Annotated in this window: 15 protein-coding genes; 10 read left to right on the plus strand and 5 right to left on the minus strand. The window is 66.4% G+C overall.

Features of this window, described 5'->3' with window-relative positions; all coding sequences use genetic code 11:
• Window position 1 precedes the first annotated feature (1 nt).
• The 5 genes from xylB (at window position 2) to IM738_RS01265 (ending at window position 6,257) form a co-directional block, all read left to right on the plus strand.
• Window positions 2-1,450 (plus strand): xylulokinase, encoded by a 1,449-nt coding sequence (gene xylB, locus IM738_RS01245; protein ID WP_236964097.1) that lies wholly within the window; start codon window positions 2-4, stop codon window positions 1,448-1,450.
• Between the two features lie 34 nt (window positions 1,451-1,484).
• Window positions 1,485-2,801, plus strand: coding sequence for a xylose isomerase (xylA, locus tag IM738_RS01250; protein WP_236964098.1), 1,317 nt, complete (start codon window positions 1,485-1,487; stop codon window positions 2,799-2,801).
• A 118-nt stretch (window positions 2,802-2,919) separates the two neighbouring features.
• Entirely contained in the window at window positions 2,920-3,924 is a 1,005-nt protein-coding gene (locus IM738_RS01255; RefSeq protein ID WP_336886543.1) for a sugar-binding protein, read from the plus strand.
• Window positions 3,925-3,974: 50 nt separating this feature from the next.
• On the plus strand, window positions 3,975-4,991 hold the full coding sequence (locus IM738_RS01260; protein ID WP_336886544.1) for a Gfo/Idh/MocA family protein: 1,017 nt from the start codon (window positions 3,975-3,977) through the stop codon (window positions 4,989-4,991).
• Window positions 4,992-5,039: 48 nt separating this feature from the next.
• A complete protein-coding gene (locus IM738_RS01265; RefSeq protein WP_236964099.1) occupies window positions 5,040-6,257 on the plus strand; it encodes an MFS transporter in 1,218 nt (405 codons plus the stop codon).
• Between the two features lie 212 nt (window positions 6,258-6,469).
• Here the strand turns inward: IM738_RS01265 and groL are convergent, their stop codons facing one another.
• Window positions 6,470-8,119, minus strand: a complete 1,650-nt coding sequence (gene groL, locus IM738_RS01270; protein WP_236964100.1) for a chaperonin GroEL — start codon at window positions 8,117-8,119, stop codon at window positions 6,470-6,472.
• 45 nt (window positions 8,120-8,164) lie between these two features.
• Entirely contained in the window at window positions 8,165-8,455 is a 291-nt protein-coding gene (locus tag IM738_RS01275; protein WP_068174446.1) for a co-chaperone GroES, read from the minus strand.
• Window positions 8,456-8,831: 376 nt separating this feature from the next.
• Here IM738_RS01275 and IM738_RS01280 point away from each other — a divergent pair, with 376 nt between their 5' ends.
• Both IM738_RS01280 and IM738_RS01285 read left to right on the plus strand, forming a co-directional pair.
• Window positions 8,832-11,036 carry a carotenoid biosynthesis protein gene (locus IM738_RS01280; RefSeq protein WP_236964101.1) on the plus strand — a complete coding sequence of 735 codons (2,205 nt, stop codon included), beginning with the start codon at window positions 8,832-8,834 and terminating at the stop codon, window positions 11,034-11,036.
• A 107-nt stretch (window positions 11,037-11,143) separates the two neighbouring features.
• Complete coding sequence (locus tag IM738_RS01285) at window positions 11,144-12,880, plus strand: sensor domain-containing diguanylate cyclase (protein ID WP_236964102.1); 1,737 nt, start codon at window positions 11,144-11,146, stop codon at window positions 12,878-12,880.
• Window positions 12,881-12,974: 94 nt separating this feature from the next.
• On the opposite strand, the gene IM738_RS01290 is transcribed toward IM738_RS01285, so the two are convergent.
• Both IM738_RS01290 and metK read right to left on the minus strand, forming a co-directional pair.
• Complete coding sequence (locus IM738_RS01290) at window positions 12,975-15,050, minus strand: PAS domain-containing sensor histidine kinase (protein WP_236964103.1); 2,076 nt, start codon at window positions 15,048-15,050, stop codon at window positions 12,975-12,977.
• A 164-nt stretch (window positions 15,051-15,214) separates the two neighbouring features.
• On the minus strand, window positions 15,215-16,396 hold the full coding sequence (gene metK / locus IM738_RS01295; protein ID WP_236964104.1) for a methionine adenosyltransferase: 1,182 nt from the start codon (window positions 16,394-16,396) through the stop codon (window positions 15,215-15,217).
• Between the two features lie 168 nt (window positions 16,397-16,564).
• Here metK and IM738_RS01300 point away from each other — a divergent pair, with 168 nt between their 5' ends.
• Window positions 16,565-17,452, plus strand: a complete 888-nt coding sequence (locus IM738_RS01300) for a lysophospholipid acyltransferase family protein (RefSeq protein WP_272907753.1) — start codon at window positions 16,565-16,567, stop codon at window positions 17,450-17,452.
• Between the two features lie 60 nt (window positions 17,453-17,512).
• Complete coding sequence (locus IM738_RS01305) at window positions 17,513-18,391, plus strand: lysophospholipid acyltransferase family protein (protein ID WP_236964106.1); 879 nt, start codon at window positions 17,513-17,515, stop codon at window positions 18,389-18,391.
• Window positions 18,392-18,407: 16 nt separating this feature from the next.
• Here the strand turns inward: IM738_RS01305 and yihA are convergent, their stop codons facing one another.
• A complete protein-coding gene (gene yihA, locus IM738_RS01310; protein ID WP_236964107.1) occupies window positions 18,408-19,220 on the minus strand; it encodes a ribosome biogenesis GTP-binding protein YihA/YsxC in 813 nt (270 codons plus the stop codon).
• Window positions 19,221-19,323: 103 nt separating this feature from the next.
• Here yihA and IM738_RS01315 point away from each other — a divergent pair, with 103 nt between their 5' ends.
• The gene (locus tag IM738_RS01315; RefSeq protein WP_236964108.1) at window positions 19,324-19,938 is read left to right on the plus strand and encodes a c-type cytochrome; all 615 of its coding nucleotides are present in this window, start codon (window positions 19,324-19,326) and stop codon (window positions 19,936-19,938) included.
• Window positions 19,939-20,050: the final 112 nt, after the last annotated feature.

The raw sequence follows: 20,050 nt of genomic DNA on the forward strand, positions 1-20,050 counted from the left end.
TATGTACATCGGCATCGACATTGGCACCTCCGAGGTGAAAGCCCTGCTGCTCGGCCCGGACCACCGCGTCATCGGGTCGGCGGGCTCGGCGCTCACGGTGTCGCGACCCCACCCCGGCCACAGCGAGCAGGACCCGGCCGACTGGTGGACGGCGACGCAGGCGGCGCTGGCGGGCCTGCGCGCGGCGCATCCGCGCGAGTACGCGGCAACCGTGGCCATCGGCCTGTCGGGCCAGATGCACGGCGCCGTGCTGCTCGACGCGCAAGACCAGGTGCTGCGGCCGGCGATCCTGTGGAACGACACGCGCTGTGCCACCGAGTGCGCCGAGATGATGGCCGAGCTGCCGACGCTCAGCGACCTGGGTGGCAGCCTGGCGATGCCCGGCTTCACCGCGCCCAAGCTGCGCTGGGTGGCGCGCCACGAACCCGACATCTTCCAGCGCGTGGCCAAGGTGCTGCTGCCCAAGGACCATGTGCGCCTGATGTTGACCGGCGAACACGTCAGCGACTTCTCGGACGCCAGCGGCACGCTCTGGCTCGACGTGCGGCGGCGGGCCTGGTCCGACGAGCTGCTGGCGCTGACCGGGCTCACGCGCGCTCACATGCCCCGCCTGGTCGAGGGCAGCGAAGCCAGCGGGCGGTTGCGCGCCGACGTGGCGCAGGCGCTGGGTCTTCAGCCCGGCACGGTGGTGGCCGGCGGGGCGGGCGACAACGCCGCCAGCGCGGTCGGCATGGGGGCGGTGCAGCCCGGGCAGGGCTTCCTGTCGCTGGGCACCAGCGGTGTGCTGTTCGTCGTCACCCCCGACTACCAGCCCAACGCCGCGAGCGCCACGCACGCCTTCTGCCACGCGGTGCCGGAACGCTGGCACCAGATGAGCGTGATGCTCTCGGCCGCCAGCGCACTGCAATGGGTTTCGGACCTGCTGGGCGCGGGCAATGCTGGCGAGGTGGCGGCCCGTGCCGCGGCGCTGCCGCTGGACGCGCGCGCGGCCTCACCGCTGTTTCTGCCCTACCTCAGCGGCGAACGCACGCCGCACAACGACGCGCGGGTGCGCGGCAGTTTCAACGGCCTCGATTTCGACACCGACGCCGCGCGCCTCGGTTACGCGGTGATGGAGGGTGTGAGCTTCGGCCTTCAGGACGGCCTGGCCGCGCTGAACGCCGCCGGCAGCTCGGTCGCCCGCCTGTCGCTGGTCGGTGGCGGCGCGCGCAGCGGTTTCTGGGCCCAGATGCTGGCCAGCGCGCTGGACGTTCAGATCGTCACCCACGGCGGCTCGGCGGTCGGTGGCGCGCTGGGGGCGGCCCGCCTGGGCGCCCTGGCGGTCGGTGCGCCGCTGAACGAGGTCTGCCAGGCCCCACCCGTCGACACCGTCTACCGCCCCGATCCCGGCGAGCGCGCGCTGCTGGCGCCCCGCCATGCCCTGTTCCGCAGCCTGTACCGCAGGCCCTGATGCAGTCAACCGACAACCCGAAGAGCAACCACCCATGAGCACCTACTTTTCCGACATCTCCCCCATCGCCTACGCCGGCCCAGCGTCCACCGACCCGCTGGCTTTCAAGTGGTACGACAAAGACCGCCTCGTGCTGGGCAAGCGCATGGAAGACCACCTGCGTTTCGCCGTCTGCTATTGGCACAGCTTCTGCTGGAACGGCTTCGACCCCTTCGGCTACGACGGCACGTTCGAGCGGCCCTGGCAGAAGATGGCCGACCCCATGGCGGCGGCCAAGGCCAAGGCCGATGCGGCCTTCGAGTTCTTCGCCAAGCTGGGCGCGCCTTATTACTGCTTCCACGACCGCGACGTCGCCCCCGAAGGCGCCACGCCGCGCGACAGCGTGAACCACCTGCACGAGATGGTCGACGTGCTGCAGGCCAAGCAGGCGCAGACCGGCATGAAGCTGCTCTGGGGCACGGCCAACCTGTTCAGCCACCGCCGCTTCATGTCGGGCGCCTCGACCAACCCCGATCCCGAGATCTTCGCGCTGGCCGCGTTGCAGGTGAAAGAAGCGATGGACGCCACGCTGAAACTCGGCGGCGAAAATTACGTGCTCTGGGGCGGCCGCGAAGGGTATGAGACCCTGCTCAACACCCGCATGGGCCAGGAACTCGACCAGATGGGCCGTTTCCTGAACATGGTGGTGGACTACAAACACAAGATCGGCTTCAAGGGCACGATCCTGATCGAGCCCAAGCCGCGCGAACCGTCCAAGCACCAGTACGACTTCGACACCGCCACGGTCTACGGTTTCCTGTGCCGTTATGGCCTCGACAAAGAGATCAAGGTCAACATCGAAGGCAACCACGCCACGCTCTCGGGCCACAGCTTTGAACACGAGGTGGCCACCGCGCTGGACCTCGGCATCTTCGGCTCCATCGACATGAACCGCGGCGACATGCAGTGCGGCTGGGACACCGACCAGTTCCCCAACAACATCCCCGAGACCGCACTGGTGATGTACCTGATCCTGCAAGGCGGCGGCTTCACCACCGGCGGCCTGAACTTCGACTCCAAAGTGCGCCGCCAGTCCATCGATCCACAAGACATGTTCCACGGCCACATCGGCGGCATGGACGTGTCGGCCCGCGCCCTGCTGATCGCCGAGAAGATGATCCTCGACGGGCGCCTGGACGCGCAGGTCGATGCCCGCTACGCCGGCTGGCGCGCGCCGTTCGGGCAGCAGATTTTGAGTGGGCAGATGGGGCTCGATCAACTCGCTGCGCAGGTGTTGACACGCAATCAGGACACGGCACCCGTGTCGGGTCGCCAGGAGCAGCTTGAGAACCTGCTGAACAGCTACCTCTGACCCCAGGTCACTGTGCCGTGGCCGACCCCCTGACCCGTCTCGATTGGATTGTTTTGTGATTTCACGCCGTCAATGTCTTGTGTCTGCCATGGCGGTCGGGTGGTTGGGCCACACAACGGTGCGTGCCCAAAGCCAGGTCGATGTGGGCCTCGCCATGCCCACGCTCGCGCTGCAGCGCTGGGTGATCGATGGCCTGGCGCTGGTGCGTTCGTTCAATGGCATGCGCCTGGTCTCCGACCTGCAGTTTGCGAACAACGACGTGCCCACCCAGATCGCCCAGATCGACAACATGCTGGGGAAGGGGACGAAGGTGTTGATCGTGGCGCCCATCGATGGGCCTGCCCTGGCGCCCATCCTGAAGAAGGCAGCGGACCTGAAGGTCAGGGTGATTTCCTATGACCGCCTGATCCGCGATTCGCCCCATGTGGACTACTACGCGACCTTCGACAATTTCGCGGTGGGTGTTCTGCAGGGCACCGAGATCGTCCGTCGTCTCAAGTTGCCCGAGGCCAAAGGGCCTTTCAACATCGAGCTGTTCGGTGGGTCGCCCGACGACAACAACGCCTTCTTTTTCTACAACGGCGCCATGTCGGTGCTCAAACCCTATCTCGACAGCGGGCAGCTCACGGTCGGGTCTGGGCAGATGGGCATGGACGCGGTGTCGACACAGGCTTGGAGCGGCGTCACCGCCCGTTTCCGGTTTGAGAAGATGTTGGAGAAGACCTACGCCAAACAGAGACTCCATGCGGTGCTCTCGCCCAACGATGGCATTGCCATCGAGTTGCTGCAAGCGCTGAAGCTCAAGGGCTATGGCACGGGAGGGGGTCATCCCTGGCCGGTGGTGAGTGGGCAGGACGCCGATGTGCAATCGGTGCGCTCGATCATCCGCAACGAGCAGGCCTTCACCATCTTCAAAGACAACCGCGAACTGGCGCTGGCGGCAGCGTCCATGGCGCAGGCCATCCTGACCAACAAGGCGCCCCTGGTCAACGACGAAAAGACCTACAACAACGGCGTGAAGGCGATGTCATCCCTTCTGCTGAAGCCGGTGACGGTGGATGTCAACAACTGGCGCGAAACCTTGGTGACGTCTGGCTACTACAAGGACCACATGTTCCGTTGAGCCGCAGGGCCGCCAAACGAAGAACGTGAACCGATCACTGAATGGTGCCAATGAACATGAAACCGGTGGTGTGGGGGGTGTTGGGCACGGCCAAGATCGGCATCGAGCAGGTGATCCCGGCCATGCTGTCCAGTCCGCTGGTGGAACTGCGTGCCATCGCCTCGCGGTCGCTGCCGACGGCGCAGGCCGCCGCGCGGTCGGCGGGCATTGCGCGGGCCTATGGCAGCTACGAGGAGCTGCTCGCCGACCCAGCCATCGAGGCCGTTTACAACCCGCTGCCCAACCACCTGCACGTGCCGCTGACCCTTCAAGCCGCAGCGGCCGGCAAGCACGTGCTGTGCGAGAAACCGTTCGCCCTCAGCGCGGCCGAGGCCCAGACCGTGCAGATCGCCGCGTCGCGGGTGCACATCGAAGAGGCCTTCATGGTGCGCCACCACCCGCAGTGGCTGCGTGCCCGCGAGCTGGTGCGGGCCGGGCGCATCGGCACGCCGCGCGCGGTGCAGGTGTTCTTCTCGTACTTCAACGACGACGCGGCCAACATCCGCAACCAGGCCGCGATGGGCGGCGGCGCGCTGTACGACATCGGGTGTTACGCCATCCTGGCCGGGCGCTCCCTCTTCGAGGCCGAGCCGCGGCGCGCGGTCTCGCTGGTGGACCGCGACCCGGTGCTGGGGACCGACCGGCTGAGCAGCGCGCTGCTGGATTTCGGCGCCGGGCGGCAGCTGAGCTTCACGGTCTCCACCCAGAGCGTGCCGTTCCAGCGGGTGCAGGTGATCGGCACCACCGGCCGGATCGAGCTGTTCATTCCCTTCAACGCCGCCCGGAACGGGCAGATGCGGCTGGCGCTGGATGAGGGTGGCCCGCTGGACGGCAGCGGCGTCACCATCGAAACCCTGCCAGCGGCCGACCAGTACCGGCTGGAGGTGGAGGCGTTCTCGCGCCGCGTGCGCGAGGGGGCGTCGCCCGATGCGTCCCGGCTGGGTGACGCCGTGGCCCAGGCCCGCGTGATCGACGCCCTGTGGCAATCGGAGCGCAGCGGGCGCTGGGAGCCGGTGACCCGGGACTGACCTTCGACCCGGGGCGCCGGCTCATGGTCGCGTGCTAGCCTCCGGCGCATGCCCGAGCTGCTCGCACACGCCTCCTTCGTCCGCTTCTGGTGCGCCCGGGTGGCAGCGGTCGCCGGCACCCAGATGCTGATGCTGACCATCGGCTGGCACATGTACGAGCTGACCGCCAGCGCCTGGGACCTCGGGCTGGTGGGGCTGTTCCAGTTCGGTCCCGCGCTGGCGATGACGCTGCCCGCCGGCCACGCCGCCGACCGCCACCACCGCGCCCGCATCGTGGCGCTGTGCCTGTCCGCGCAGGCGGCGGTGGCGCTGCTGCTGGTGGCTGGCACGCTGGCGCACGCGGTGTCGCGCGAGTGGCTGCTGGCGCTGTCGGCGCTGCTGGGGGCGATCCGGCCGTTCCAGATGTCGGCCCAGCAGGCGCTGCTGCCGTCCCTGGTGCCGGCGGCGCTGCTGGCCCGCGCCACCGCGGTCACCTCCACCGGCACCCAGGCGGCCGTCATCGGCGGGCCGGCCCTCGGTGGGCTGATCTTTGCGGTGAACCTGAACGCGGTCTACATCGTCTGCACGCTGTTGTTCCTCGGTGCGGCGCTGGCCTGCCTGTGGGTGCGCTACGAGCGCCAGCCGGTGGCGCGCGAGCCGGTCAGCGCGTCGACGCTGCTGGCCGGTGTGCGCTACGTGTGGGGACATCCGGTGCTGCTGGGTGCGGTGTCGCTGGACCTGTTCGCGGTGCTGCTGGGCGGCGCCACCGCATTGCTGCCGATCTTTGCCAAGGAGATCCTGCACGTCGGACCCGAAGGGCTGGGTGTGTTGCGTTCGGCGCCAGCGGTCGGTGCGCTGGCGGCGGGGCTGGTGCTGTCGCACTGGGCGCTGGAGCGGCGCGTCGGGCGCAAGCTGCTGGTGGCGGTGGCCGTGTTCGGGCTGTGCATGGTGGTGTTCGGCCTGTCCACCTCGTTCTGGCTGTCGCTGCTGGCGCTGGCCGTGTCCGGCGCGGCCGACATGGTCAGCGTAGTGATCCGCCAGACCCTGATGCAGCTGGAAACGCCGGACGCCATGCGGGGCCGCGTGGCGGCGGTCAACACGCTCTTCATCGGCGCCAGCAACCAGCTCGGCGAGTTCGAGTCGGGCGTGACCGCCGCGGCGTTCGGGCCGGTGGGCTCGGTGGTGCTGGGCGGGCTGGGCACCATCGGCGTCAGTCTGGCCTGGTGGCGCCTGTTCCGCCCGCTGGCCGAGCGCGACTCGCTCGCGGGTCCTCCCACGCGCCTCTGAACCCCCGTCTGGCGAACCACAGGCCAGAAGACAACCACCCAGAAAAAAACCCCGCGAATCGCTTCGCGGGGCTTTTTCTTGGAGGTTGGTCAGCGTGCAGTGATGCATTCCGACGCAGCATGAGGCGCCAGGCCAAGGCGCAAGGGCGTAGACAGTGGCAGCGCCACGGCAAGCCCTTGCAACGCCGGCATGGCGTCTCAGGCAAGGAGCACTTACATGCCCATGCCGCCCATGTCGCCCATCCCACCCATGCCGCCACCCATGCCGCCGGCAGGTGCGTCATCCTTCGGGGATTCAGCAACCATGCACTCGGTCGTCAGCATCAGGCTGGACACCGAAGCGGCGTTCTGCAGCGCGGTGCGGGTCACCTTCGTCGGGTCCAGAATGCCCATTTCGATCATGTCGCCGTAGGTGTCGTTGGCGGCGTTGAAGCCGTAGTTGCCCTTGCCGGCCAGGATGGCGTTGACCACCACGCTCGGTTCGCCACCGGCGTTGGCCACGATTTCGCGCAGGGGCGCTTCAATCGCTTTCAACACCAGCTTGATGCCGGCGTCCTGGTCGGCGTTGTCACCCTTGATGACACCAGCGGCCTGACGGGCGCGCAGCAGGGCCACGCCACCACCGGCGACGATGCCTTCTTCCACCGCAGCGCGCGTGGCGTGCAGGGCGTCTTCCACGCGGGCCTTCTTTTCCTTCATCTCGACTTCGGTGGCAGCGCCGACCTTGATCACGGCCACACCGCCGGCCAGCTTGGCCACGCGCTCTTGCAGCTTCTCGCGGTCGTAGTCGCTGGTGGCTTCTTCGATCTGCACGCGCACTTGCTTGACGCGGGCTTCGATGTCAGCGGCAGCGCCGGCGCCGTCGATGATGGTGGTGTTTTCCTTGCCCACTTCGATGCGCTTGGCCTGGCCCAGATCGGCCAGGGTCACTTTTTCCAGCGTCATGCCGACTTCTTCGGCGATCACTTTGCCGCCGGTCAGGATGGCGATGTCTTCCAGCATGGCCTTGCGGCGGTCGCCGAAGCCAGGGGCCTTGACAGCCACGACCTTCAGGATGCCGCGGATGGTGTTGACCACCAGCGTCGCCAGGGCTTCGCCTTCGACGTCTTCGGCAATGATCAGCAGCGGACGGCCGGCCTTGGCGACCTGCTCCAGCGTGGGCAGCAGGTCACGGATGTTGGACACCTTCTTGTCGTACAGCAGCACGAAGGGGTTGTCCAGCAAGGCGGCTTGCTTTTCCGGGTTGTTGATGAAGTAGGGCGACAGGTAGCCGCGGTCGAACTGCATGCCTTCGACGACGTCGAGTTCGTTCTGCAGTGACTTGCCGTCTTCCACGGTGATCACGCCTTCTTTGCCCACTTTGTCCATGGCATTGGCGATGATGTCGCCGATGCTGGAGTCGGAGTTGGCGGAGATGGAGCCGACCTGGGCGATTTCCTTGCTGGTCGTGGTGGCCTTGGAGGCCTTCTTCAGCTCGGCGATCAGGGCTTCCACAGCCTTGTCGATGCCGCGCTTGAGGTCCATCGGGTTCATGCCGGCGGCCACGTACTTCATGCCTTCGCGCACGATGGCCTGGGCCAGCACGGTGGCGGTGGTGGTGCCGTCACCGGCGTTGTCGGAGGTCTTGGAAGCGACTTCCTTGACCATCTGGGCGCCCATGTTCTGGAGCTTGTCCTTGAGTTCGATTTCCTTGGCCACGGACACACCGTCCTTGGTCACGGTGGGGGCGCCGAACGAGCGCTCGAGCACCACGTTGCGGCCTTTCGGGCCCAGGGTCACTTTCACGGCGTTGGCGAGAATGTTCACGCCTTCAACCATACGGGCGCGGGCTTCGCCGCCGAAAATCACGTCTTTTGCTGCCATTTTTCAGGTTCCTTCAGTATTGGTTTGGGATGAGGGACGGAAGATTTACTTCTCGACGACCGCGAACAGGTCGTCTTCCTTCATGACCAGCAGTTCATTGCCGTCGACCTTGACGGTCTGGCCGCTGTACTTGCCAAACAGAACGCGGTCACCGACCTTGACGTTCATGGCCGACAGTTCGCCTTTGTCGTTTTTCTTGCCGGGACCGACGGCCAGGATTTCGCCCTGGTCGGGTTTTTCAGCGGCGGCGTCGGGGATGACGATGCCGGAAGCGGTCTTGGTTTCGCTGTCGATACGTTTGACGATCACGCGATCGGCGAGAGGACGAAGGTTCATTGCATCTCCTGAAATTGAACGAGGAAGGGATTGGGTCAGACGGTTTCAGCCATCCCGGGACGGGTGGGGCCGCTGATCGACTTGGCGTCAAGGTGTTAGCACTCAACGTCAGCGAGTGCTAATGATAAGGGCGACCTGTGTCGTTTTCAAGACGCAGGGGCTTCTTTTTCCCCTCCAGTCGGGGACGGATGTGGGTATTGGCCGGTCTATTTCGGGAAAACCCGTCCATGCCTGTGCGGCAAATCGGCTGTACACCGGCGCGCTGTGTGTCGATTTTTGACAAACGGTGACAATCGGTTCGGTCCTTGGGTCGGGCTCCACTGCCCGGTTGCAGGCCGAGAGGTCAGGGGGTTTGTGATCAACATCAATCTGTGAGGTGCCTGTGGCCCTTGTGCGTTCGCGTTCGTTTGTTGTGTGGTCGGCGGGCCTGTTGTCCGTCGCTTACCTGTTGGCCACCGCGTGGCGCGACCCGCCGCTCACGCTGGCGCTGGCCGGTGCCTCTGTGGTCATGTTCTGGGCCTGCGCCTGGTCGGCGCGGGCGCTGCTCGGCTTCCGGTCGGCGAGTGCTTTGGCCCTGCTGGCGCTGGGTCTGGGCTGGTTTGCCGAGCAGATGGGCTCGTCGCGCGGCTGGTTCTTCGGCCGCTATACCTACACCGATGTGCTGGGCATCCGCCTGGGCGACGTGCCCCTGGCGATCCCGCTGATGTGGTTCGCGCTGTGCCTGGTGGGCTATGTCATGGCCTGCCTGATGCTGTGGCGCGCGCCAGTGCACCCCGGCCCCAGCTTTCGCAGCGGGCTGCTCACCGCCTGGCTGGCGGCCATGGTGGTCACCGCCTTCGACCTCGGCGCCGACCCTTATTTCGTGTTCGTGCTCAAGGCCTGGATCATGCAGAAGACCGACGGCGGCTGGTTCGGCGAGACCCTGCAGGGCTTCGCGGGCTGGATGGTGGTCGGGCTGCTGATCATGTCGCTGTTCCAGGCGCTGGCCGCGCCCCGGCGCGCGCCCACGCTGTCGCGCAAGGTGGCGCTCGCGGCGCTGGTGCCCATTGGCATCTACGCCAGCGGGCTGGTGTTCCAGGTGCTGCTGGGTCACCCGATCGAGATCCGTGCCATCGCCTTCTTCGCCATGGGGCTGCCCACGCTGGTGGCGCTCGTGGCCTGGTGGCACTGGTCGCACCCCGAGCGCCACACATCCCCAAGCCGGACCGCCGATGTGCCGCTGGCGCCCTGGACCCTGGAAGCCGATCCGCTGGCGGACCGGGCGGTGGCGTCCCTGGTCGGTCCCTGGGTCGGCGACACGGGGGCCATGGGCCCGGGCGCGGCGCGCCTGGCCTCCGCCACCCGGCTCATGGCGGGCTGGCCCGCCAATGGCGATCTCGCCGGATGGGACGGCAGCGACACCTCGGCGGACCCGGCGGTGGTGGCCACCCTGCGCGCCTACCTGGACGAAGGCCGGCAACTGCCCGAGTGGGCCGACCGCGCCAAGGTGGAGCGGGCCGAGGCGATCTTCATGGCGCAGGGCCCCTTGTCGTGCACGCTGCTGTTTTGTTCCAGCCTGCCCGAGTGTTATGTGTTGCCCCACCTGGCCGAGGTGCTGCACATCGCGGGCCAGCTGGAGCAGCACACCGAGCACCGCATCCGCCAGACCGCGGCCATGGTGTTCCCCGTGATGATGAAGGGAGGCCTGATGGGCGCCGACGGCGCGGGCGTGGCCCAGGTGCTCAAGGTGCGCCTCATCCACGCCACCATCCGCCACCTGATCCTGCGCGGCGATCCGGAGCGGGTGCGGGGCCGGGTCGCGCCGCAGGCTGGCGATGCCGCCCCCACCGGCATGCACGCCGCGCTCATGGCGCACGGCTGGGACGTGGACCGGCAGGGCCTGCCCTGCAACCAGATCGAGCTGGCCTACACCCTGCTGACCTTCGGTTACTGCTTCCTCAAGGGCATGCGCACCCTGGGCCTCCGGCTGTCGCGCGCGGACGAAGAAGCCTGCCTGCACGCCTGGAACGTGATGGGCCATGTGCTGGGCGTGCGGCGCGAACTGATGGTCGACACCATGGACGAGGCCACCGTGCTGTTCGAGCGCATCCAGGCCAGCGCGGGAGCGCCCACCGGGCCCGTCGACCCGCGCCCGGCCCTCGGTCGGGCCCTGATGCAGACCATGGAGCGCACCATCGGCCTGCCGGTGCTGCGCGGTCTGCCGGTGCCGCTCACGCGCTGGCTGGTCGGGCCCGGCACCGCGCGGCTGATCGGTGTGGATGAAAAGGTGTCGTGGCCCACCCGCCTGGTCTTCACGCTGGGCCGCCTGCTGATCGGGCTGATCGACGGGCTGGTGCGGCTGGTGCTCCCTAGGTTTTCGCTGTCCCGGCTGTTCACGCGGGTCGTGGGCTACCACTTCCTGACCCGCTTCCTGATGGACCAGACCCGGCCCCTGACCTTGCCGGAGCGGGTGCTCAACCCGATGGCCGACACCATTGCGGCCTGGAGCGACGACCCCTGCGCACCCGAATGGATCAATGGCCTGGAGGACCGCATGACCACCACCGGCACCTGGCGGCCCGCTCCCCAGCGCGGCGCCTGAGCCACAGAATGCCGCGCCTGGCCCACTTTCACGTCACATTCGTCATGCACGCCCGACCCACCCTTTACGATGCCGGGATGGTTTTTTTACCGTCCCGACCGGCTCACATGCAGCTCCGGGCCCCACCGCGCCGCCTCGGGGCCTGGTTGTGGGCTTTGGCGCTGTGCCTGTGTCTGTCCGGATGGGCGGCGCCGGCCTGGGCGTCGGACGGCGAGGGCGACATCACCCTGTCGAGTCGCTACTGGATCGATGCCTCGGGCGCCCAGAGTGTGGACGAGGTGGCGGCGCAGCCCGCAGAGACCCTGGTCAAGATGGACGGGTTTCGCTCTTTCAGCCTCGGCAGCTCGGCGCTCTGGATGCGTCTGGACCTGCCTCGGCTGGAACCTTCGCAGCGCTGGTTCTTGCTGCTCAGTGCCGCGGCCTTCACCAACGAGGTCGATCTGTACCAGCGGGGTGCGGACGGAGGTTGGACCAGGCAGCGCGCGGGTGACCACCTGCCTGTGGCGCAGTGGGACCACCCGGACCAGACCCCGGTCTTCGCCATCGACGCCCAGGTTCAGGGCCCGGTGTGGCTGAAGGTGATGAATTCGCCGACCCCGACCAGCCCGCGCCTGCAACTGCTGACAGAGAACAGCCTTCAGACCAAGCGCTACTGGACCTTCCTCATGGTCGGGGGCTACCTGGGTTTCGGGCTGCTGGTGCTGTTCCTGGGCTGGGTGCACGCGCGGCTCTATGGCGACCGGGCGTTTGTTGCCTACTGCTTTTATGTCGCCTTCATGCTGGGGTTCCAGGCCGCGTTCACGGGCATCGGGGGGCTGTTTTTCTGGGACCAGTCGGCACGGTGGAACGACATGGCGCCAGCGGTGTTCATGCTGTGGCTCACGGCCTCGGGCATCTGGTTCGTGCGCGAGGTCTGCGCCGTCTCGCGCCACCACCGGGGTGTGGACCGATTTGTCGTTGCCTGGTCGGTGTTCGGCCTGCTGTACCCGCTGTTGTATGTGAACCTTCAGACCCCGGCAACCTTCGCGGTGCTCAACCTCTACGGATTGCTGTCGGTGTTGCTCAGCGTGGCGCTGTGTCTGTGGACCTGGCGCCTGGGGGAGACCTATTCCGGCTGGATGGCACTGGGCTTCCTGCCGGTGCACCTGGGGTATCCGTTTCCGGCCCTGCGCAGCGCGGGTGTGTTGCCTGACAGCTGGGCGATGCAGTACGCGGTGCTGATCGGTTCGGCGATCGAGATCCCGTTGCTGCTTTACATCCTGCACCGTCGCGCCAAGGATTTCAACGAGAACCGGGCGCGCCTGCGCGCTTTGGAGAGCACCGACCCGCTCACCGGACTCACCATCCCGCTGGTCCTCACGCTGCGCCTGCGCGACGCGCTGCGGCGTTCGCGGCGCTACGGTCACCGCTGCGGCATGGTGCTGGTCGAGCTGGCCAACCACGCCGAGATCGTGGAGCGAGAAGGCCGCGAGGCCGGCGACCGTGCGCTGGTGGTGGCCGCGTCCCGGCTGTCGGAGGTGGTGCGCGATGTGGACACCGTGTGCCGGGTGTCCGACACGCGCTTCGCCATGCTGATCGAGGGGCCACAACGACCTGATCAGCTCAAGCTGCTGGCCCAGCACGTGGTGGCCAGGGGGCTGGAGCGGGTGCCGACCTTGCCCGTCGAGCTCACGCTGCGCTTTCGCCTGGTCTCTGCCACGTTGCCTGACGCGGGTGACAGCAGCGACGCCGCGAACGATGATGAGCGCCTGATGGAGCGGCTGCACCGTGCGCTGGACCGACTGGCCGGCGAGCCGCGCAGGGTGGTGCTGCACCTGCCCGTGCGAATGCCCGCTGGGGTCTGATCCCCGCGCGGCGCCGGAGGGTCAAAAAAGTGACGGCGTTCATGCACCGCCGCTGGCGGTCAAGTGAACCCCTGGGTCTGCTGGAACTGGTTCCTCAGATCGCCAGCTCCGCCATGGCGGACTTGGGAAAGTCGAGGTCGGGCTCCTGCACGTCAAATGGCAGGGTGAAATAAAAAGTGCAGCCCTCGCCTGGCGCGGTTTCGGCCCAGATGCGGCCACCGTGGCGCTCGATGATGCGTTGCGACAGGGCCAAGCCAGTGCCCGTGCCTTCGAAGTCCATGGAATGGTGCTGGCGCTGGAACATGACGAACAGGTTGTGCGCCTTCTCCAGGTCGAAGCCCACCCCGTTGTCGTTCACGTAGAAGGTGCGCCCGCCCACGGGGTTGACCTTCCAGCCCACCTGGATGCGGGCGTGCTCCCGGGTGCGGGTGTACTTGACCGAGTTGCCCAGCAGGTTGCCCAGCGCCTGGGCCAGCAGCATGGCGTCGCCACGCACCACCGGCAGGTCGTCTTCGATCACCCACTCGATGGAGCGGCCCAGGTTTTCCTGTTTCAGGTGGGCCACCACGCCGTCGAGCAGGGTCGCCAAGGGCACCGGCTGCGACTCGATGGCCACCCGGCCCAGACGGGCGTATTCGAGCAGGCCCTCGATCATTTGGCTCATGCGTTTGCTGGCCTTGGCGATCGAGTTCAGGTACTGCAGGGCGAGTGTGTCCTTGGACTCGCCCATCTGCTCCTGAAGCAGGCTCACGAAGCTGCCGATGTGGCGCAGCGGCGCTCGCAGGTCGTGCGAGACCATGTGAGAGAACACGTCGAGGTCCTTGTTCGCGGCGACCAGCTGTTGGGTGCGTTCAGCCACGCGCTTTTCCAGCTCGCGGTTGAGGTCGTTCATCACATCTTCCAGGCTCTTGGCCGCGGTCATGTCGCGGGTGATGCACGAGAGGCCCTGCAGATCGCCCGCTTCGGTGCGCAGCGCGGTCAGCACGGTGTGGGCCCAGAAGCGTGATCCGTCGTCGCGCAGGCGCCATCCTCGGGTTTCCCATTGGCCGTGGGCCTTGGCCAGGCGCAATGCCTGGGCCGGATCGACCTCATCCTCACCCGCGTTGTCCACCGCGAGCAGCTGCAGAAAGGGCTGGCCCAGCATCTGCGAGCGGGTGTGGCCGTGCAGGCGCTGCGCGCTTTCCGTCCATTCGGTCACGGCGCCGTCCGCGTCGACGAAGTAGATGCAGTGGTCCTGGATCGCGTCCACCATCAGCCGGTAGCGCTGCTCGCTCTGGAACAACTCGGCGCTGCGTTCGCGTACCCGTTCTTCGAGGTCGCGGTTGGCCTCCAGCACGAACTCTTCGGTGCGTTTGCGCTCGCTGATGTCGTGCAGTTCGATGAAGATGCCTTCCACCTCGCCGTGCTGGAAGTCGGGGATGTAGTGAATCTCGTAGAAGCTACGTGAACCGTCGTCTTCCAGTCGCTCGGCTTCAAAGGTCTGTGACTGGCCACTCAATGCGTCGGCCACGTGCGGCAGGATCTCGGGCAACTGGTCCTCACTCACCACCTGGCTCAGGTGCGTGCCGACCATCTCGCTGGCGTGTTTGCCGTAGCGGCTGGCGTGCGCCGTGTTGGCGAAGCGGCAGATCAGGTCTTTGTCGTAGTAGGCCAGGTGCGAGGGAATGCGGTCGGTGATGCTGCGCAGGAAGCTGTCGTGAGCGGCCACCCGTTGTTCCACTGCCTTGCGCTCGCTGATGTCCACCACGGTGGTGTTGCTGTACAGAAACAGCCCTTGTTCGTCGGTCACGGCGGTGGACGAGAACAGCGCCATGAAGTGGCTGCCGTCACGGCGGCGGACCTCGATCTCCATCGGATCGGTGTGCCCGGTCTCTGCGAGCGCCTGCATGCGGCTTTGCAACACCGGCCGAGCAGAGGGATCGACCACGGCAAACACGTCCATTTTCCCAATCACCTCGTCACCGGGAAGGTCCAGCCAGCCCAGCAGCGTCTGGTTGACGTTCACGACGCGCAGGTCGGCATCAAGGGACAGGTAGCCGCAAGGCGCCTGGTTGTAGAGTGACTGAGCGCGAGCCAATGCCTGCTCAAGCTCCCGGGTGCGCAAGGCGACGAGGCGCTCGAGTTCGGGGTTGGCGGTGTCGGTCCGTTCAGGGCTGACAGGGGTTTCCATGGTTCTTGGCTCCAGGTCATTGCGTGGCACAGACCACCTAGTCTGTACTGGATTATCGGACGCTGCCCGGAAAAATACAGCCCTCCGTAGGGACAACCCGCCATGCCGGGGCAAAAAAAAGCCCCGCCGCACCGGCGAGGCTTTCGCAGTTGGCAAGTGCTTGCTTACAGTCCTGCAGCAGCACGCAGCGCGGGCGCCTTGTCGGTGCGTTCCCAGGTGAACTCGGGTTCTTCGCGGCCGAAGTGGCCGTAAGCAGCGGTCTTTTCGTAGATCGGGCGCAGCAGGTCGAGCATCTGGATGATGCCTTTGGGGCGCAGGTCGAACACCTCGGCCACGATGGCCGAGAGCTTGTCGTCGCTGATCACGCCCGTGCCTTCGGTGTAGACCGTGATGTTCATCGGCTTGGCCACGCCAATGGCATAGGCCACCTGCACCTGGCACTGCTTGGCCAGGCCGGCGGCGACCACGTTCTTGGCGACGTAACGCGCCGCGTATGCGGCAGAACGGTCCACCTTGGACGGGTCCTTGCCCGAGAACGCACCACCGCCGTGAGGGCAGGCACCGCCGTAGGTGTCGACGATGATCTTGCGGCCGGTCAGACCACAGTCGCCCTGCGGGCCGCCGACGACGAAGCGGCCGGTCGGGTTGATCAGGTACTTGGTGTCGGCGGTCAGGAACTCCTTGGGCAGCACCGGCTTGATGATCTCTTCACGCACGGCCTCGTAGAAGGCGTCGGTCATCTTGTGACCCAGGCTGTACTCGGGCGCGTGCTGGCTGGACAGCACCACGGTGTCGATGCTGTGCGGCTTGCCGTCCACGTAGCGCATCGTGACCTGGCTCTTGGCGTCGGGGCGCAGGAAGGGCAGGCGGCCGTCCTTGCGCAGCTGGGCCTGGCGCTCGACGAGGCGGTGCGCGTAGTAGATCGGCGCGGGCATCAGCTCGGGCGTTTCGTCGCAGGCGTAGCCGAACATCAGGCCCTGGTCGCCTGCGCCCGTGTTCAGGTGGTCGTCGGAGGCGTGATCCACGCCCTGGGCGATGTCGTTGGACTGCTTGTCGTAGCAGACCATCACCGCGCAGCCCTTGTAGTCGATGCCGTACTCGGTGTTGTCGTAGCCGATGCGCTTGATGGTGTCGCGCGCGACCTGGATGTAATCGACGTGGGCGTTGGTGGTGATTTCACCGGCCAGCACCACCAGACCGGTGTTGCACAGGGTCTCGGCGGCCACGCGGCTGCGCGGGTCCTGCTTGAAGATCGCGTCGAGGATCGCGTCCGAAATCTGGTCGGCGACCTTGTCGGGGTGGCCTTCGGAGACGGATTCGGAGGTGAAGAGGAAATCGTTCGCCATATAAACTCCAGAGTTGATGAACCGGCGTTGCCGGTTTTCTGGTTCGGCGAACGCTTTAGCGGAATTTGTGAATCGCCCCGCAATTAGTTCAATAACTCGGCGATGGGCGCCATTTTAAGGTACCAGGGCGCGATGCCGGTGACGGCCATCGCGTCATAAGAGTGTTTTGTGACGGCTTTCTTTCAGCTTCTGTTCCGATTTTTGTCCGTGTTGCCGCTGCCGCTGCTGCACGCGTTTGGCTGGGTACTGGGCTGGCTGACGTTCCTGGCGTCGCCTCGGTACCGGCGCAGGCTGTTTGCCCATGCCCGACTCGCCGGGTACCCGCGCTCGGTCGCGCTCGGATCGGTCGCGGAGTCGGGCAAGCTGGTGGCGGAGTTGCCCCGGCTGTGGCTGGGTCGGCCAGTGCACGTTGACTGGGACGGTGTGGCCCATGTCGAAGAAGCCATGGCGCACGGCGATGGCTTGCTGTACCTCACCCCGCACCTGGGCTGTTTCGAGGTCACCGCCCAGTTGGTGGCCCAGCGGTTCGGCGAGCGCATGCCCATCACGGTGCTGTACCGCCCGGCCCGCCAGCCCTGGTTGCGCGAGCTGATGGAAGCCCGCAACCGGCCCGGGCTTCACACCGCGCCCACCACCCTGGCGGGCGTCAAACAACTGATCAAGGCGCTCAAGCAACACCAGGCGGTGGGCCTGCTGCCGGACCAGGTGCCGCCGTCAGGGCAGGGTGTCTGGGCTCCCTTTTTTGGTCGCGACGCGTACACCATGACGCTCTCCGCGCGCCTGGCCCAGACCGGCGGCGCCCGGGTGGTGCTGATCTGGGGTGAACGCCTGTCCTGGGGGCGGGGCTACCGCGCCCGGGTGCGCCCCTTCATGGCAGACGGCGATGGCCAGCTGTCCAGCGATCCACAGCAAGCGGCCAGGCAGATCAACCAGGCGATGGAGTCCCTGGTGAAGGAGTGCCCGACACAGTACCTCTGGTCTTACGACCGGTACAAGGCGCCGGCGGGTTTGAGCCACGCGGCGCGTCTGGATGCCGAGCGTGCGCAGCGCACTTGATCCCCGAGAACTCACCCCTTCATGTCCCATCCGTCCGCACCGGCCGCTCGCCGTCCTTTCATGAAAAGCGCCCTCAGTCTGGGCGGCCTGGCGCTGATGCGCGTGCTCAAGCACGCGCCCCTGTCCTGGCTGCGGGCGCTGGGCTGGCTGATCGGACACCTGTTGTTCGTGCTGGCGTTGCGCCGCCGCCGCATCGCCGAGGTCAATCTGGCGCTGTGTTTTCCCGAGCGGAGCGAGGCGCAGAGGCGCCAACTGGTGCGCCGTCACTTTGTGCTGTTTGTGCAGGCGTGGCTGGACCGCAGCTGGCTGTGGGAAGGTCGCCCTGAGGTCGTGCGTCGTCGGCTGCGTTTGACAGGCGAGGTGCAGGCGCTCCATGAAACGGTGCCCACCTTGTTGTTCGCTCCACATTTCGTGGGCATGGACGCTGGTTGGATGGCGCTCACGGCCCACGTGCAGCGGCGGTTCTGTGGCCTGTATGCACGGCAACGCAATCCGGTGCTGGACCAGTGGATGGCCGACGGCCGGCGCCGGTTCGGCGAGCCCCACATCGTGGCCAAGAGCGCGGGCCTGAAGGCCCTGGTCACGGCGCTGCGCGCTGGTGAGCCGCTGTACCTGCTGCCCGACATGGACTACGGGCCTCGGGACTCGGTGTTCGTGCCGTTTTACGGTGTGTCCGCCGCCACGGTGCCCTCCTTGTCGCGCTTCGCACGCATGGGTGGCGCTCGCGTCCTGCCTATCGTCAGCCGCCTGACCCCGGACGGCTACGAGGTCACGGTGCTCCCGCCATGGAAGGACTTCCCCACCGACAACGTGGTGGCCGATACCGTGCACATGAACCAGCAACTGCAGCACTGGATCGACGCTGTGCCCGAGCAGTACTACTGGGTGCACAAGCGGTTCAAGACCCGCCCCAACGGCGAGCCTTCCTTTTACCGCTGATCGCGCCTCGGGTCGGTCAGCCCAGCGCCGGCGGCTCTTCTTCGTCGGCGTCAGGCGCGGCGGTGTGGGCCACGGCCGCTGGTGGGGCATTGCGGGTTTCGTGGGTCCAGTCCCACAGCAACTGGGCGACTTCGTCCAGCCCCTGCTTCTTGAGCGCGGAGAACAGCCGCACCTCGCCACCGCCGGTTTGCAGGCGCGCGATGGACAGCGCCTTGGCGGCTTCGGAACGAGTGAGCTTGTCGGCCTTGGTGAGCAGCACCAGGAACTTCAAGCCGGCTTCCACCCGGGGGCGGATCACTTCCAGCAGGATCTCGTCGAGCTCGGTGAGGCCCAGGCGTGGGTCAATCAGCAACACGACCGCGCGGAGGTTTTCCCGCGTGATCAGGTAATTGCCCATGACCCTCTGCCAGCGCAGCTTGGCCTCCCTCGGCACGGCCGCGTAGCCGTATCCGGGCAGGTCGGCGAACACGGCGTCGTGAATCCCCTGTTTGCCCAGCGAGAAGAGGTTGATGCTCTGCGTGCGTCCCGGTGTCTTGGATGCAAAAGCCAGGCGCTTTTGCTGCGTGAGCGTGTTGATGGATGTGGATTTGCCGGCGTTGGACCGCCCGACAAAAGCGATCTCGGGCAAATCCAGCGCGGGCAGGTGTTCCAGCTGGGGCGCCGTGGTCAGGAAGCGGGCGGTGTGCAGCCAGCCGTGAGCGATTTTCGGGTCTGGTCTCGATGCCTTGGCGGCGGGTTTTCCAGCGGTAGGGGAAGGGCCGTCTTGGACCCGGGGGTCTGTCGAAGGAGGGTGTGAGGCAGGGGGGGCTGGAGTGTGGTCTTGGGTCATTTGGGGTTTTCCCGGTGGGACATTGTAAAATCGATGGGCTATTCACCCAAATACCGCGAATTTCCTCAACCTGACGCCGTCGCCCTCGACGACAGCCCCCGACATGAAATTGCCAGCATCACTTCTTTGCGCCGCTGCCGCGGCAGTCCTGTCGTTCAGCGCCCAAGCTCAGACTGCCAAACCCGATCTCGCCAAAGGGGCCGCGCTGTACGGTCAGGTTTGTGTGGCCTGCCATGCTGCGGACGGCAACTCGACCACGCCCGCCAACCCGAAGCTGGCACGTCAGCATCCCGAGTACCTCGTCAAGCAGTTGCAGGAATTCAAGTCGGGCAAGCGCGACAACGCCATCATGAAAGGCTTCGCTGCGGCGCTGTCCGACGACGACATGCGCAACATCTCGTTCTGGCTGGCCGATCAGAAGGCCACCACTGGTTTCGCGAAAGAAAAAGACCTGGTGCGACTCGGTGAACGCATCTACCGCGGCGGCATCGCCGACCGCCAGATCGCGGCTTGCGCAGGCTGCCACGGCCCTGCTGGCTCGGGCATCCCATCGCAGTACCCGCGCCTGTCGGGGCAGCATGCCGATTACACGAGCGCCCAGCTCAATGCCTTCCGTTCGGGCACCCGCGTCAACAACGCGCAGATGACCGGTGTGGCCGCCAAGATGAACGACAAGGAAATCAAGGCCGTGTCCGACTACATCGCCGGGTTGCGCTGATCTCAAGGCCCCGGAGCTTCCGGGGATATAAGCCGACGTTAATGTTTGGCGGCACAATGCGCAAGTCTTGCTTTTGCATTGAACCGCCAGCTCCGAAATAGCTCACATCAGG

Origin of the sequence: Hydrogenophaga sp. SL48 (assembly GCF_021729865.1) — a bacterium.
GTDB lineage: Bacteria > Pseudomonadota > Gammaproteobacteria > Burkholderiales > Burkholderiaceae_C > Hydrogenophaga.